Raw genomic sequence first — 14,499 nt, 5'->3', positions numbered from 1 at the left:
GTTCAGTATCCCAGGCAAGGGCCGCCCTGGCAATGGGCCGGCTCAGTAGGTGGCGCGTCCGCCGGACAGGTCGAACACCGCGCCGGTGTTGAAGCTGCAGCTGGCCGAGCACAGCCACATGGCCAGCTCCGCCACCTCCTCCGGCTCGCCCAGGCGCTTGAGCGGGCTCTTGTCGATCATGATCTGGACGTGCTGCGGGCTCATCTGCTCCAGCAGCGTGGTGCGCACCGCCGCCGGGGCGATGGCGTTGACCAGCACGCCGCTGCCGGCCAGTTCCTTGCCCAGCGACTTGGTGAGCGCCAGGACCCCGGCCTTGGCGGCGCTGTAGGCGCTGGCGTTGGGCGTGCCTTCCTTGCCGGCGAGCGAGGCGATGTTCACGACCCGGCCCCAGCCGTTCGCGACCAGGGCCGGCACCGCCACCTGGCAGGCGAGGTAGGTGCCGATCAGGTTGACGTCGACGATCCGGCGCCACTGCTCGTGCGGGTAGTCGACCAGCGGCATGGCCGGGCCGGCGAAGCCGGCATTGTTGACCAGGATGTCCAGGCGACCGTGGCGGCCGAGCGTCGCCTGCATCGCGGCGTCCAGGGAGGCCCTGTCGGTGACGTCGACCGCGATGGCGTGGTCCGCCTGCTCCGGCAGCGGGTCGCGGTCCCAGACGGTGACGACGGCGCCGGCGGTGCGCAGGGCCGCCGCGATGGCGGCGCCGATCCCGCGGGAGCCGCCGGTCACCACGGCGACCCGTCCTGACAGGTCGTAGCTGGCGGTGCCCGCCCCCAAGATACCCTGCGCTGGTTCCGTCATGGTCCGCTCCCTGCCGACGTCGTTGCGTCGTTCCTAGAGCGTTCGCGGCCCAGGTAGAACCGGGGACGGCAATCTGGCCGGAGCGCCTGGATCAGGCGCCGCGGAACTCGATCACCCGGTAGCGGGTGCCGTCGTTGCTCTTGCTGCCGCTTTTCGCGCCGAGGCCGCCCTTGAAGCGGATCAGGCGCTTGTGGACCGGCTGGCCCTTCCACTGGTCGTAGACCCACAGGCCGTTCTGGTCCTGGCCGATATAGATGGCGGCGTGGCTGCCGGTGCGCGACGCGTAGGTGCCGTCCGCCTCGAAGGTGGCGATGGGGGTGCCGGGGGGCAGGTCGTGGTTGCCGCGCACCACAGCGCCGGGCGACCATTCCGCGGTGCGCGGCACGCCCGCCACCTCCTGCACGAACGGCACGCAATGGCCGTTGCCGACCACGTCGCCGACATAGGCGGCCGGCTGGCCGGGCATGGACGGGCCATCGGCGCGGCCTTCGCAGGCGACGCAGGCGAGACAGGCGGCCAGGATCAGGCCGGTGCGGATCATGACGGCTTACCTCCCACCAAAGTCGTCCTGGTCCCGAGCACCGGATCGCCGAGATTATGGACCAGAGGATTGCCGGCTGCGCGCAGTGATCGGGCAGGGAAGCACATTCCCCACCAGAAGAGACCATGTCGTGGCATGCCGGAACGATGAACCATAATCTGGCCGTTCTGTCGGGAATTTTCAACCAGGCGGATGGCGCCTCAGCCCGGCGCCTCGACCAGGCGGATCTCCGCTTCTTGCAGCGGCCGGGTGGTGGTCTCGGGCAGGCCGCCCGGCCCGGTGACGATCGCGGCGAACTTGGCGAGGTCGGTCAGCACGTGCAGGGCGGTGCGGCCGAACTTGGAGCGGTCGACCAGGAGATAGGAGCGGGTGGCGGACGCGATCATGCCGCGCTTGGTCTTCACGATGTCCTGGTCCTGGTGGAAGGCCAGCGTGCCCGAGACCGAGGAGGTGCCGAGAAACGCCACGTCGGCGCGCAGGCCAGCCAGCATCTCCTCGGTGGCCATGCCGAAGAAGCCGTGGAAGCGGCGGCTGTACTGGCCGCCCAGCGTGATCAGGGTGATCCGGTCGACCAGCGCCAGGGCCTGGATCACCGCCAGGTTGTTGGTGATCACGGTGAGCGGGCGGCGCTCGACCAACAGCTCGGCCAAGCCCCCCACCGTGGTGCCGGCGTCGATGATCACCGACTGGCCGGGCTCGACGAACTCCAGGGCAGCCCTGGCGATCGCGGCCTTCTCGTCCAATGCCACCTTGGTGCGCCAGCGAAAGTCGCTTTCCATCAGGGTCGAGGATTCGATGGTGGCGCCGCCGCGCACCTTGCGCACCAGCTGGTCCAGGGCCAGCTGGTCCAGGTCGCGATGCACCGTCATCCGGCTGATCCGAAAGCTCGCGGCCAGATCGTCGACCGTGACCGAGCCCCGCTCCATCAGGAGGTCCAGGATCTTCTGGCGGCGGCGCTCGCCGCCCTGGCCGTGCGGGTCGCTCATGGGCAAAGGCGCTGCCCTGTGGCGGTGGCCTCGGTGCGGTGGCGGCTTGCCAGCTCGTCCAGCAGGTCCTGGATCTCCCGAGTGCTGCGGGCCTCATCCCAGCCAAGCGTGCGCGCGGCGATCCCGGCCATCTCCTCGATGGCGGGCAGGGAGGCCCGCCCGGTGATCGCGATGGTGGTGCGGCGCAGCACGAGGTCGGCCAGGGTCGGCGCGCGCTCGGCCAGGCACAGCCAGGCGATCTCGCGGGTGCCGAATTCCGGCAGGTAGGCCAGCGGGCGGTCCGGGTCGTTCACGCCTTCCAGCGTCGCCAGGAAGTCGTGGGCGCGGCTGCCGTAGCGGGCGTGCAGCTGCGCCAGGCGGGGATCGTCGCCCGCTCTGCCGTTCGGGCGGCCGCCGCCGATCGGCAGGTTCTCGGTGCCGGTCCGGCGCGGCCGCCCGAGACGGGCCAGCACCGCGTCGGCCACCTCGGCGCCGAACGCGCGGAAGGTCGTCCACTTGCCGCCGACCAGGCACAGCACCGGGAAGGGCCGGCCGTCGCGCGGCTCGTGGACCGGCATCGAGTGGTCGCGGCTGACCGCGCCGGGGTTGGCGGCGTCGCTGGCCGGCAGCGGGCGGACGCCGCAATAGGTGTAGACGATCTGGTCGCGCTCGATGCGCAGCTTGGGGAACACCTCGCGCAGGGCGCCCAGCATGTAGTCGATCTCGGAATCCTCGCAGACCACGCTGTCCGGGCTGGTGGTGCGCAAATCGGTGGAGCCGGTCAGCACCTTGTCCAGGAACGGGTAGGCCAGGCAGATCCGGCCGTCCTTGCGGCCGAAATAGATCATCCGGCCGGCCAGCGCCCGGTGCATCCCGGGATGGTCGAGCAGCAAATGGGAGCCCTTGGTGCCGCCGATATGGCGGGAGCTGATCCCGGCCGCGCGATTGGCGCCGTCGATCCAGGCGCCCGCGGCGTTGACCAGGATGGTCGGGCGGACCTCGAAGCGCTCGCCCCCGATCCGGTCGACCAGGACCAGCCGGTCGGCCTCGTGGGAGTCCAGGGCGACGTGGTTCAGGCCGAGCGAGGCGGGATTGGCGGCCTCGCCGTCCAGGACCAGCTCGACCCCTAAGCGCTCGGGCTGGGTGATCCAGGCGTCGTAGTAGATGCCGGCCCCCACGATCGACGGGTCCAGGCCCGGCACCGATTCCAGCGCCTGTGCGCGGTCCATCATCCGGTGGGTCGGCATGGTCCGCTCCTTGCGGCCCAGGAAGTCGTAGAGGGCGAAGCCCAGCTTGACGATCCAGGCACCCCGGTCCTCGCCGCCGCCCTTCCTGCCGAAGAAGCGGCCGACCGCATCGGTGAGACCGCCCAGACGCGAGTGCAGCGGGACCACCGTCTCCAGCGGGCGGACCAGATGCGGGGCGTTCTTGAGCAGGCGGTTGCGCTCGTGGGTGGCCTCGCCGACCAGGCGGAACTCGCCGGTCTCCAGGTATTTCAGGCCGCCATGGATCATCCGCGAGGGTGCGGAGCTGGCGCCGGAGCAGAAGTCGCCCGTGTCGATCAGCAGGCAGTCGACGCCCTGCAGGGACAGGTCGCGGAAGGTCGCGATGCCGTTGATCCCGGCGCCGACGATCACCACCGGCCAGTCTGTCCTGGCCCGCAGACGATCCAGATGCTGGCGACGATCGTTCACGCAGCGTCACTCCCGCTGTGCCAGAGGTCCTTCACCGCCTCGACCGAGCGGAGATAGTGCCGATAGCTACGCTCCAGCCGCGCATTCCGATCGGCGTCGGGCCGGTAGGAGCGCGACACCCGGCAGCAGGCGCCAGCGGCGGCCGGCAGGTCCGGGTACCAGCCGGCGGCCACGCCGGCGCACATGGCGGCTCCCAGCGCGCCGACCTCCTCGGCCTCCGGCACGCTCACCGGCAGGGCCAGCGCGTCGGCGAACAGCTGGGCGATCCGGGGGCTGCGGGCGCCGCCGCCGGCCAGCGACACCGAATCCAGGGCGAAGCGGCGGCGCAGCGCGTCCACATGGGTGCGGTGGTTGAACACCACGCCCTCGATCAGGGCGCGCATCAGGTCGCCGCGCCCGTGGCGGCCGAGCACGCCCAGGAACGCAGCGCTGGCGATGGGACCGTGCGGGGAGCCGTACAGGAACGGGTGGTAGACCGGGGCGTCGGCCTCGTCGAACGCCCGGGCCAGTTCCGGCTCCAGGACCTGGAACACCGAGACGCCTTCCTCCCGGGCCTGGCGGGTCGCGTCCCGGCAGAACTGGCTTACGAACCAGTCGATGTTGGCCGAGGAGGCCGGCGAGATCGACATGTTCATCCAGGTGCCGGGCGCAAACCCGTTGCGGCAGAACCAGGCGGGGTCGGTGGCGGGCTCAGGCGAGATCACCTCGTTGATGCAGTAGGTGCCGGCCACCACCGCCAGGCGCCCGGCCTCGACCACGCCCATGCCGACCGCGGTGGCGGTGACGTCGTGCAGGCCGGTGGCGACCGGGGTGCCGGCGCTGAGGCCGGTGGCGGCGGCGGCCTCCGGCGTGACCTTGCCGGCAATCGCGGTGGGCTCCAGGACGGGCGGCAGGCGGTCCATGATCTCGGGCAGGTCGAACAGGGCGGCCACGTCCTGGTCCCAGACCTGGCTTCGGACCTCGGTAAAGGCGGTGCTGGCCTCGGTGCGGTCGGTGGCGATCACCCCGGTCAGCTTCAGGCGCAGCCAGTCCTTGCAGTAGAGCAGGTGGGCCAGGGCCGCGTAGCGCTGCGGCTCGTGTTGCTTGATCCAGGCCAGCAGGGCGGCCGGCGAGGAGGGGGCGACCTCCTGGCCCATCGCGGCCAGCATCTTCGGGAAGCGGCCCTCGGCCTGCCAGCGTGCCACGATGGCATGGGCGCGGCCGTCCAGGGACAGGATGGCGCGCCCGAGCGGGCGGGCGTCCCGGTCCAGCGGGTAGAGCCCGTCGCCATGGCCGGAGACGCCGATCGCGGCCACGTCGCCGCCGCTGGCGCCGGCATCCTCCAGCGCCAGCGTGATCGCCCGGCAGGTCGCCTGCCAGTGCTCGTCCATGTCGCGCTCGACATGGCGGGGGTGCGGCTCGTGGCGGGTGATCTCGGCGCGGCCGACGCCCGCCAGATGGCCGGCCTGGTCGAACAGCGCCGCCTTGGTGACGGTCAGGCCGCTGTCGATGCCGAGCAGGTACTTGGTCATGGGTGCGGGATTCCGGTTCGGGTCAGCGGGCGCTGCGCAGGGCGATGCGGTCCTGCAGGCTGGCCAGCCAGATGGCAACCAGGAGCACCAGGCCGAACACCATCTGCCGGATCGACGGCTCGATGCCGATCAGGTTCATCAGGTTCTCGATCACCGCGATCACGATGACAGCACCAAACACGCCGGACAGCCGGCCGACGCCGCCGGAGAGCGAAGTGCCGCCCAGGATGGTGCCGGCGAACACCATCAGGATCGAGCCCTGGCCCAGATCGGCCACCACCGAGGACAGCCGGCCGACCTCCAGCATCCCGCCCAGCGCCGCGGCAAAGCCGGCCGCCGCGAAGCACAGGACCTTGGTGCGCCTGACCCGCACGCCGGCCACGAAGGCGGCTTCCTCGTTGTTGCCGATCGCGTAGATCTCCTTGCCGATCCGGTGCCGCTCGATCATCGCGTAGGCGACGAGGTAGAGCAGGATCCAGACCAGGATCGCGATCGGGATGCCCCAGAGGCGCTGCTCGCCCAGGAACACGTATTCGTCGGGCAGGTAGTAGACGCCTTCCGGGATCAGGTAGATCACCACGCCGCGCATCAGCAGCAGGGTGCCGAGCGTCACCAAAAAGGCGTTGACCCGAAGCTGCACGGCGAACAGGCCGGCGGCAGCGCCCACCGCCATGCCGATCAGCGGGGTGAGGATCGCGGCGGTGACCGGGCCGATCACGCTTGGCAGCCAGCTCTGCATCGCCACGATCGCCACGGTCGGGCCGAAGGCGAAGGTCGATTCCAGGGAAAGGTCGACCTCCTTGATCAGCAGCACCAGGAACAGGCCCAGCACCATGCAGCCGAGCGGGGCCGCGGCCCACAGGACGTTCAGCAGGTTCTGCGGGTTGGTGAAGCCCGGGATGGTCAGGCCGAACAGCGCCAGGAACGCCAGCAGCACCCAGATCAGGTGGCGCTCGAACACGTAGAGCAGGAAGCCGCCCTTCCTCGTCACACTCCCCGGCATGATCAAACTCCCTGGATGGCCCGATAAAGGTGGCCGATGTCGAAGCCGGGCTCGCCCCGGCGCAGGATCTCCACGACCCTGCCGCGGAAGAAGACGTGGATCTCGTCGCAGACGTCGATCAGCTCGTCCTCGTTCTCCGACAGCATCACCACCGCGCTGTTCCTCGACAGTTCGTTGCGGATGGCGTTGAGGATCTCGGGCTTGGTGGCGAGGTCGACGCCGCGGGTCGGCTCGTTCAGGACGAACAGGCGCGGGCTGGTCAGGCTGAGGCGGCTGATCAGCACCTTCTGCTTGTTGCCGCCGGACAGCGTGCTCATGCCGACCTCCGGCCCCGCGGCCTTGACCTTCATGCTGCGGACCTTGTCGGCCGAGAGGGCGCGGGCCTGGCCGGCGCGGATGAACCCAAACGCGTTGGTGACCACCGGGTAGCTGGAGATCAGGATGTTCTCCTGGATCGAGCGGTTCTGGATGACGCCGTGCTGCTCGCGGTGCTTGGCCAGATAGGCGACGCCGTCGGCCAGCGCTGCGGCTGGGTCGGTGAGCCGGGCGGGACCATGCTCGCCCTGGATCTCGCCCTGGTCGGCATGAACCAGGCCGAACAGGGTCTCGGCCAGCTCGTCCTTGCCGGAGCCGTCCAGGCCCGCCAGGCCGGTGACCCGGCCGGCGCGCAGCTCCAGGTCGACATCCTGGTAGGCGCCCTGCCTGCCGAGCTTGCGCACGGCATAGACCAGCCCGCCTTCGGCCAGCCCTTCGGCGCGCACCACCTTGGCCTTGGGGATGTCGCCCACGATCCAGTCGGCCAGTTCGCGGCTGGAGGTGCGCCGGACATCCAGGGTCGCCACCGCCTGGCCGTCGCGCATCACGGTGACCCGGTCGCAGAACTCCAGGATCTCGTTCACGTGGTGGGAGATCAGGGTGTAGGAGCGCGAGGGCTCGCGGCCGACCAGGTCGCGCAGGCGCTCCAGCAGCATGGTCTTGCGCTGCCGGGACAAGGACGCGGTGATCTCGTCCAGGAGGATCACCCGGGCTCGGTCGACCAGCTGGGCCTTGCCGAACGCCAGCAATTGCTGGGTCTCGATCGGCAGGCTGCCGATCGGCTGCTCGGGATCGACGTCCAGGGACAGTTCGTCGGCGACCCGGCGCACGGTGTCGCGCATGGCCTTGGGCTTCAGGAAGCCGAATGGCCCCATCAGCGGGCGGCCCATGAACAGGTTCTCGGTGACGCTCATCCGCTTGGCGAAGCGCGGCTCCTGCGGGATCAGCGAGACGCCCAGGGAATGGGCGCGGACCGGGTCGTACTGGGCGCCGTCCACGGTCTCGGCGCCGACCGTGATGCGGCCGGAGGAGGGCTGCAGGATGCCGGCGATCATGCTGACCAGCACCGACTTGCCCGCACCGTTGCGCCCGATGATCCCGTGGATCTCGCCCTGGCGCACATGCATGTTCACGTCGGAGGCCGCCACGACGCCCGGAAAGGTCTTGGTGATTCCTTCCAGGCGGTAGGAGGTCGGGGCGGCGTCGGCAGGCAAGGGGCACCTCGCGGGGCAAGGGACGGGCCCCGGCCGGCGGGATGGCCGGCCGGGGGGCTGGTGGGAGAGGTTCAGTTGCCGCCGGAGAGCGCCTTGCCCTCCGGGGTCTGCTCCATCTGGATCGCCCAGTTGCGCGGATCGTCGGCCGGCACGTCCTCGGGAATCGAGTAGGCCTGGGTCTTGTACCAGTCGCCGTCGAACTCCTCGGACGGGATGATCTCGACGGGAGTCCACAGCTCCTCGGCGCCGACGTCGTAGGTGCCGTTCTCCGCCGACTTCCCCTTGAGCTCGCCGGACGACATCATCTCGTAGAGCAGGCGCATCGAGACCACGCCCTCGCCGGTCGCCGGCTGCACCGAGACATGGGTGAGGTCGCCCTTCAGCACCGCGTCCAGCTCGGGCCTGGTGCCGTCGATGGTGGCGACCGGGATGTGCTTGGGATCGTCGGACTTCGCCAGCATGCCCTGGGCGGCGAAGGCCGGGATGGCGCCGCCGATGCCCATGGTGCCGTCGATCGACGCCACCGCCAGGATCTGCTCCTTGCCGTAGCGGGCGATCAGGTCGTCCACCGCCTTGCGCGCCTTGGAGCCGTCGCAGCCGGCCTCGCGCACCTCGACCTGCAGGTTCGGGTGCTGTTCCACCAGCGGCGCGAACACCGACTGGTAGCCATTGTGCCGGGCGATGTCGAAGGACGCGGTGATGATGCAGCGCAGCTCGACGATCACCCCGTCCTTTTCGCGCCAGCCCTCGCGGTTCTGGTCCAGCCAGCCGACGATCGCCTCGCCGCCCTTGCGCCCGGCGGTCTCGTTGTCGAACGCGACAAAGGTCTGCTTCGCCTTGGGCACGAAGGCGTTGCTGACCACCACCGGGATGCCCTGCTCGTGGAGCTGGTCCACGGTCTTGACCATCGCCTCGCCGCGCCACGGCACCAGCAGCACCCCGTCGACGCCGCGGGCGATCTGAGCGTCCAGGGCGTTGCGCTGCTTGGTGACGTCGTTGGCGCCGAACACCGAGAACTCGATGGTGTCGCCGGTTTCCTGCTCGATGCGCTGGCGCTCCATCTCCTGACCGAGCTGGACGCCGTTGAAATAGATGTCGTTCGGGTCCCAGCGGATCACCGCCACCCGGTAGTCCTTGGCCGCCGCCGCGAACGAGGTCAGCCCCACCGCCAACGCCGCCCCTGCGAGCAGGCTCGTCTTCGCCATGCGCATGTCTTGCCTCCCAGATCCCGGTCCACGGCTTCGTCCGGCCGGGCGGCAAGCGCATAACATCGATCCTGAGATATGTAACGTGATTCATGGTATGTTCGTGTGACATCGCGCCGGCCGTCAGCGGCGCTGCCCCGCAGGACAGGCTGTTCGCGGCTTCCAGGATGTGGGGAAGGGGTGCCGGCTATTCCGGGATGCCGGCGACGCGCAGCGCGTCCAGGTAGCGTTGCGCGAAGACCGGGTCGCGCCAGGGATTGATCTGCCGTTGCAGGCCCAGCGAGTAGGTCGGGAACTCCTGCATCAGGCGCTCGGCCGCGGCGCGCGCCTCGTCCATCCGGCCGAGCCCGACCAGCGCGCCGATCAGCACCCGGTAGGTCGAGCCGTAATTGGGCATCTCACGCAGGGCGTTGCCGCCCCAGAGCAGCGCGTCCTCGAAGCGCTCCAGCATCAGGTAGCTCATGCCGATCCCGGACATGGCGATGCCCTTTTCCGGATCGATCGGGCTCAGGCGCATGGCGCGCTGGAAATGGTCGATGGCGACCAGCGGCCGGCTGGCATGGGCGTTGACCCAGCCGCCGCCCGTGTAGCTCTGCGCGGAATTGGCGTTGAGGTAGAGGGAACGCTCGATGACGGCCAGCGCCGTGTCGTAGTCCCTGGCGCTGTAGGCCAGGACCTGGGCGGCGAAGCGCAGGCTGGTGGGGTCGTCGCGCGCCTCGGCCAACACCTCGCGCGCCATGCGCACGGCGACGCGGACGTCGTCCGGCCCGTGCCAGCACTGGCTGACCGAGACGCTGCGGATATAGGCGCCCAGCGCCTTGGCCAGGGTGAAGCCCGGGTCGATGCTGAGCGCCTCGTTGGTCAGCCGGCGGACCTCGGCGAACCCTGCGGCGGTCATGCTGTAGAAGCCGGGCAATGCCCGCAGGTAGAGGTCGTAGGCGGTGATGTACTCGGTGGGCTTGGAGCGGGCCTGGCGGATCTCCTCCAGCCGGATGCTGGGCTCGACCGCGCCGACCACGCTCTCGGTGATCTGGTCCTGCAGGTCGAAGATGTCGCTCATGTCGCCGTCGAAGCGGTCGGCCCAGACATGGCGGCCGGTGGGCGCGTCGACCAGCTGGCCGACGATGCGCACCCGCGCGCCGACCTTGCGGATGCTGCCCTCCAGAACGTAGCGGACGCCGAGTTCGCGGGCGACCTGGCGCACGTCCACCGCGCGGTTCTTGTAGGTGAAGCTGGAATTGCGCGCGATCACGAAGAACGAGCGCACCCGGCTGAGCGCCGTGGTGATGTCCTCCACCAGGCCGTCGGCGAAATAGTCCTGCGCCGGATCGCCGCTCAGATTGTCGAACGGCAGCACCGCGATGGACGGCTTGTCGGGCAGGGCGAGCACGGCCGGGGTGCCGACGCCCAGCACCACCCGCCAGGCCTCGACCGGCTCCTTGATGTTCTTGACCTGGTGCAGCCCGGCCGGCTCGGCGGTCAGCGCCAGCTTGCCGCGGACCTCGTTGTGGACGTTGCGCGACAGCCAGACGCCGCCCGGCTCGCATAAGGTCTCGATGCGGGCGGCGACGTTGACGCCCTCGCCATGGATGGTGCGTCCCTCCACGATCACGTCGCCGAGATTGATCCCGATCCGCAGCCGAATGCGCTGGCTGTCCGGCAGGTCGGGGTCGCGCGCCTGCATCAGGCGCTGGATCTCGATGGCGGCCTCGACCGCCTCGACGGCGCTGCTGAACTCGATGATCGCGCCGTCGCCTTTCAGGTCGACGAACCGCCCGCGGTGCCGGGCCAGCACCGGCTCGACCACATGGAGGCGCAGCTCCTTCATCCGGGCGAAGGTGCCGGCCTCGTCCTGCTCCATGAGCCGGCTGTAGCCCGCCACGTCGACCGCCAGGATGGCCGCGAGCCGCCGCTCCAGCCGCCCTTCCGCCATCGCCCCTCCCATGTGCCGTCGGACCGCGCATCCGGACGACGGCGCACCGCTTCGGCGCCGGCCGGGCTCGGGATGGCCGCCATGATATCGCGGCCGGGCCGGGTGGCGATAGGGCAGATCACAGCGCTCTGGCCGAATCGGCACTACCATGTACTCACGGGAAGTTGTCCCGGCCATGCGGACCAGATCCGCCCGCCCGCAGTTCTGCCGAGATCATCGCGGTGCTGTGGGCGATAGTCCGCGATTTGCTCGAATACTTGAGACAGGCCCAGGAAGGCGAGCTTTATGGCGAAAGGATCAGGACCTGCCGCCGGCCCGGTTCCAGCCGCGGGCCGTGTCGCCGAACGCCTCCCAGCCGTCCCGGGTGACCGCCACCGTGTCCTCCAGCTTGATGAAGCCGCGGGTCGGGTGCTTCATGGTGGTCTCGATCGACAGGACCATGCCCGGGGCGAGGGGACGGTCGCGTTCGTCCGCCCGGTAGGGGGCGGCCCGGCGGCCGATCAGGCGCGGCGCCTCGTGGGAGACGATGCCCATGCCGTGCGCCACGAAGTCGGTGTAGGCGCGGTGCGCCGAGCGGCCGAGCAGGGCCTCGGCCTCGGTGTAGAGTTCCTGGCCGAGGGCGCCCGCGCGGATCGGGCGGCGGGCGGCCTGCTGGATGGCGTCGATCTCGCTTAGCAGGTCCTGCAGCTCCTGGTCCGGCTCGCCCGCCACCGCCATCCGGCACAGGTCGCCGATATAGCCCTGGTAGTTGCCGCCGGAATCCAGCGAGAGCACCTGGCCCTTCTCCCAGCGCTGCCCGGATTCCGGGGCGCGGTTGAAGCTCCGGCCGGTGGCGATCAGGCAGTATTCGAAGGTCAGGTCGCGGGCCTGCTCCTCGCGGCGCAGCGCGCTGGCCAGCTCCTGCTTGGTGCTGCCGGGCCCATGGCTGGCGAACACCGCCTGCATCGCGTCCACCACCCGCTCGGACGCCTGGCGCAGGAGGTCCAGCTCGGCCGGGGTCTTCTGCGCGCGCAGCCGCTCCAGCGGGAAATGGGCATCCGCCAGCTCGTGGGACGGCAGCGCCCTGGCCAGGGCCAGATAGGCGTCGGCCGGCAGGAAGGGCGGCTCGATCCCAATCCGGCGGACGCTAGAGCCCAGGTGCTCGACATGGCGGGCGGCGGCCTCGACCGCGTCCAGGGTGCCCCAGCTCACCGGCAGCACCTCGGACATCCAGAACCGGCCGAGCTCCTGTTCCCAGGATTCCATCGGGTTGCCGACATAGGCGCCCTGGTCCGGGCGGCCGCGGACATAGACCAGCACCGGCAGGTAGCGGCTGGTGCCGATCGCATCCATGTAGTCGAAGAAGAAGAACCGGTAGCCGCCCAGGAGATACTGGATGTTGTGCTTGGAGGTGACCAGCAGGGCGTCCAGCCCGGCTTCCTCCATCAGCGCGTCCAGCCGGGCGTGGTCGAACGGGATGGCGGGGAGCGACTGTCCGGACGTCGCTGTCTCCGTCGTGCCTGCGGCCATGGATCGAAGCCTCCCTGATGGACCGGCGCGTGCCCACCAAGGCGGCCGGCCGTTTCCATCGCACTACACGGCAGGCGGCGCTTCCTGTCGAGCAGCGATGGCCTGCCCTTAAGAGCACGGCATGTGTTTTGGGCGGCGGCGATCTATCTGCCGTGCTGGAAGGTCGCCGGCCGCGACGGGCCCGATCCTCCGCCCATCCCCGGCAAGGAGACGCCCCATGAAGGTGCTGATGATCCTGACTTCCCACGACCAGCTGGGCGACACCGGCCACAAGACCGGGTTCTGGCTGGAGGAGCTCGCCGCACCCTACTACGTGTTCAAGGATGCCGGCGCCGAGATCACCCTGGCCTCGCCCAAGGGCGGGCAGCCGCCGCTGGATCCCAAGAGCAGCGCGCCGGACAGCCAGACCGAGGCGACCCGGCGCTTCGAGGCCGACGACACCGCCTCCGCCCAGCTCGCCAGCACCGAGAAGCTGTCCGAGGTGCAGGCGGACCGGTTCGATGCGCTGTTCATCCCGGGCGGGCACGGCCCGATGTGGGACCTGGCCGGCGACGCCACCTCGATCAAGCTGATCGAGAACTTCGTGGCCGCGTCCAAGCCGCTGGCCGCAATCTGCCACGGGCCGGCCGCGCTTACCGAGGCGCGCCGGTCCGACGGCGCCTGGCTGGTCCAGGGCCGCAAGGTCACCGGCTTCACCAATGGCGAGGAGGCGGCGGTCGGGCTGGAGAAGGTCGTGCCCTTCCTGCTCGAGGACCGGCTGCAGGAGCGTGGCGGCGTGTTCCGCAAGAAGGGCGACTTCGAGCCCCATGTGGAGGTGGACGGGCAGCTGGTGACCGGGCAGAACCCGGCCTCCTCGGAACCTGCCGCCCGGGCGCTGCTGGAACTGGCCGGCCGCGGCGCCAGCAGGGACTGAGCGTCAGACCCGGCCGCGGGCCGAGCGGGTCGGCCGGACGTGATGCTCGATCCAGTTGCTGATCTCGTTCTGGCGCAGCATCGGCTCGATGATCTCCGGGCCGATGCCGTAGCGCCAGGCAAGATCCCAGCGGCCCGCAGGGTCGGCGTGCAGCGCCTCCAGGTCGGCGATGTGCGCCTTTGTCGCCTGCTCGTCCGGAAAGAAGCCTTCGGTCCAGAGCACCCGCCCGTAGCGGACCATGATCGCGGCCAGGTCCAGCAGGCTGAACTCGGGATGGTACTGCACGCCCCAGAACAGCCCGCCGTCATGGGCGATCTCGCCGGCCTGCACGTCGGAGACCTGGTTGAAGGCGGTGACCCGCAGCCCTTCCGGATTGAGCCCGACCTCGTCCATATGGACGCAGGGCGCGTCGAACACCGGCGGGCGGCCGGCATGCATCTTGTGGTTCTGGCCGAGCTCGGTGAGCGTGATCTTGCGGGCGATGCCGAGCTCGCGGCCCTTGGGGTTCTTGCGCACCTCGCCGCCGGCGGCGACGGTCGCCACCTGCAGGCCCCAGCACGAGCCGAAGAACGGCACGCGCGAGCGGTAGACCGCCCGGGCCAGCTCGATCTGCGGGTCGATCGCCGGGCCGCGATCGTAGATGTTGAGCGCCGAGCCGGTGATCGCCACGCCGTCATAGCTTTCCAGCCCGGCGGGATCGGGCAGGTTGGCGCCGGGGAAGGCCGGGTAGCAGATGTCGACGGTGGCCTCGGGTGCCGCGCGCAGCAGGACCTCGGCATAGTTGTCCGACATGGTCTTGCCGGTGAGATCGCGGACGCGGTCGCAGGTCTCGGGCGTGTTGCCTTCGACGACGAGCAGGCGGAGCGGACGCTGGGTCAAGGGCGGGGCATCCTGG

At 70.1% G+C, this 14,499-nt stretch carries 12 protein-coding genes; 1 reads left to right on the top strand and 11 read right to left on the bottom strand.

All coding sequences use genetic code 11. The features are described 5' to 3' along the window. Nucleotides 1-42 precede the first annotated feature (42 nt). The 10 genes from GEMRO_RS0103585 to GEMRO_RS0103540 all read right to left on the bottom strand — a co-directional run bounded on the left by GEMRO_RS0103585 (nt 43) and on the right by GEMRO_RS0103540 (nt 12,691). Entirely contained in the window at nt 43-801 is a 759-nt protein-coding gene (locus tag GEMRO_RS0103585; RefSeq protein WP_051328648.1) for an SDR family NAD(P)-dependent oxidoreductase, read from the bottom strand. A gap of 91 nt (nt 802-892) precedes the next feature. Further along, the gene (locus GEMRO_RS27355) at nt 893-1,342 is read right to left on the bottom strand and encodes a BPSL0067 family protein (RefSeq protein WP_051328647.1); all 450 of its coding nucleotides are present in this window, start codon (nt 1,340-1,342) and stop codon (nt 893-895) included. A gap of 200 nt (nt 1,343-1,542) precedes the next feature. Then, a complete protein-coding gene (locus GEMRO_RS0103575; protein WP_035484687.1) occupies nt 1,543-2,328 on the bottom strand; it encodes a DeoR/GlpR family DNA-binding transcription regulator in 786 nt (261 codons plus the stop codon). Then, nucleotides 2,325-4,001 carry a glycerol-3-phosphate dehydrogenase/oxidase gene (locus tag GEMRO_RS27350; protein WP_157505439.1) on the bottom strand — a complete coding sequence of 559 codons (1,677 nt, stop codon included), beginning with the start codon at nt 3,999-4,001 and terminating at the stop codon, nt 2,325-2,327. The genes GEMRO_RS0103575 and GEMRO_RS27350 overlap by 4 nt, the downstream gene beginning before the upstream one ends. Beyond that, entirely contained in the window at nt 3,998-5,512 is a 1,515-nt protein-coding gene (locus GEMRO_RS0103565; RefSeq protein ID WP_027132916.1) for an FGGY-family carbohydrate kinase, read from the bottom strand. The genes GEMRO_RS27350 and GEMRO_RS0103565 overlap by 4 nt, the downstream gene beginning before the upstream one ends. Nucleotides 5,513-5,534: 22 nt before the next feature. Continuing rightward, complete coding sequence (locus tag GEMRO_RS0103560; RefSeq protein ID WP_035484685.1) at nt 5,535-6,515, bottom strand: ABC transporter permease; 981 nt, start codon at nt 6,513-6,515, stop codon at nt 5,535-5,537. A gap of 2 nt (nt 6,516-6,517) precedes the next feature. Further along, nucleotides 6,518-8,044, bottom strand: coding sequence for a sugar ABC transporter ATP-binding protein (locus GEMRO_RS0103555; protein ID WP_027132914.1), 1,527 nt, complete (start codon nt 8,042-8,044; stop codon nt 6,518-6,520). Between the two features lie 71 nt (nt 8,045-8,115). Further along, nucleotides 8,116-9,255, bottom strand: coding sequence for a sugar ABC transporter substrate-binding protein (locus tag GEMRO_RS0103550; protein WP_027132913.1), 1,140 nt, complete (start codon nt 9,253-9,255; stop codon nt 8,116-8,118). Between the two features lie 181 nt (nt 9,256-9,436). After that, nucleotides 9,437-11,182 (bottom strand): adenylate/guanylate cyclase domain-containing protein, encoded by a 1,746-nt coding sequence (locus GEMRO_RS0103545; protein WP_035484682.1) that lies wholly within the window; start codon nt 11,180-11,182, stop codon nt 9,437-9,439. Nucleotides 11,183-11,479: 297 nt separating this feature from the next. Further along, nucleotides 11,480-12,691, bottom strand: coding sequence for a M24 family metallopeptidase (locus tag GEMRO_RS0103540; RefSeq protein WP_027132911.1), 1,212 nt, complete (start codon nt 12,689-12,691; stop codon nt 11,480-11,482). Nucleotides 12,692-12,908: 217 nt separating this feature from the next. Here GEMRO_RS0103540 and GEMRO_RS0103535 point away from each other — a divergent pair, with 217 nt between their 5' ends. Then, nucleotides 12,909-13,604: a type 1 glutamine amidotransferase domain-containing protein gene (locus GEMRO_RS0103535; RefSeq protein WP_027132910.1), complete on the top strand. Its 696-nt coding sequence runs from the start codon at nt 12,909-12,911 to the stop codon at nt 13,602-13,604. Between the two features lie 3 nt (nt 13,605-13,607). On the opposite strand, the gene GEMRO_RS0103530 is transcribed toward GEMRO_RS0103535, so the two are convergent. Then, complete coding sequence (locus GEMRO_RS0103530; RefSeq protein ID WP_027132909.1) at nt 13,608-14,483, bottom strand: type 1 glutamine amidotransferase; 876 nt, start codon at nt 14,481-14,483, stop codon at nt 13,608-13,610. Nucleotides 14,484-14,499 lie beyond the last annotated feature (16 nt).

Origin of the sequence: Geminicoccus roseus DSM 18922 (assembly GCF_000427665.1) — a bacterium.
GTDB lineage: Bacteria > Pseudomonadota > Alphaproteobacteria > Geminicoccales > Geminicoccaceae > Geminicoccus > Geminicoccus roseus.
The sequence above is the reverse complement of the archived record's forward strand: the minus strand, read 5'-3'. Positions and strand labels throughout refer to the sequence as shown.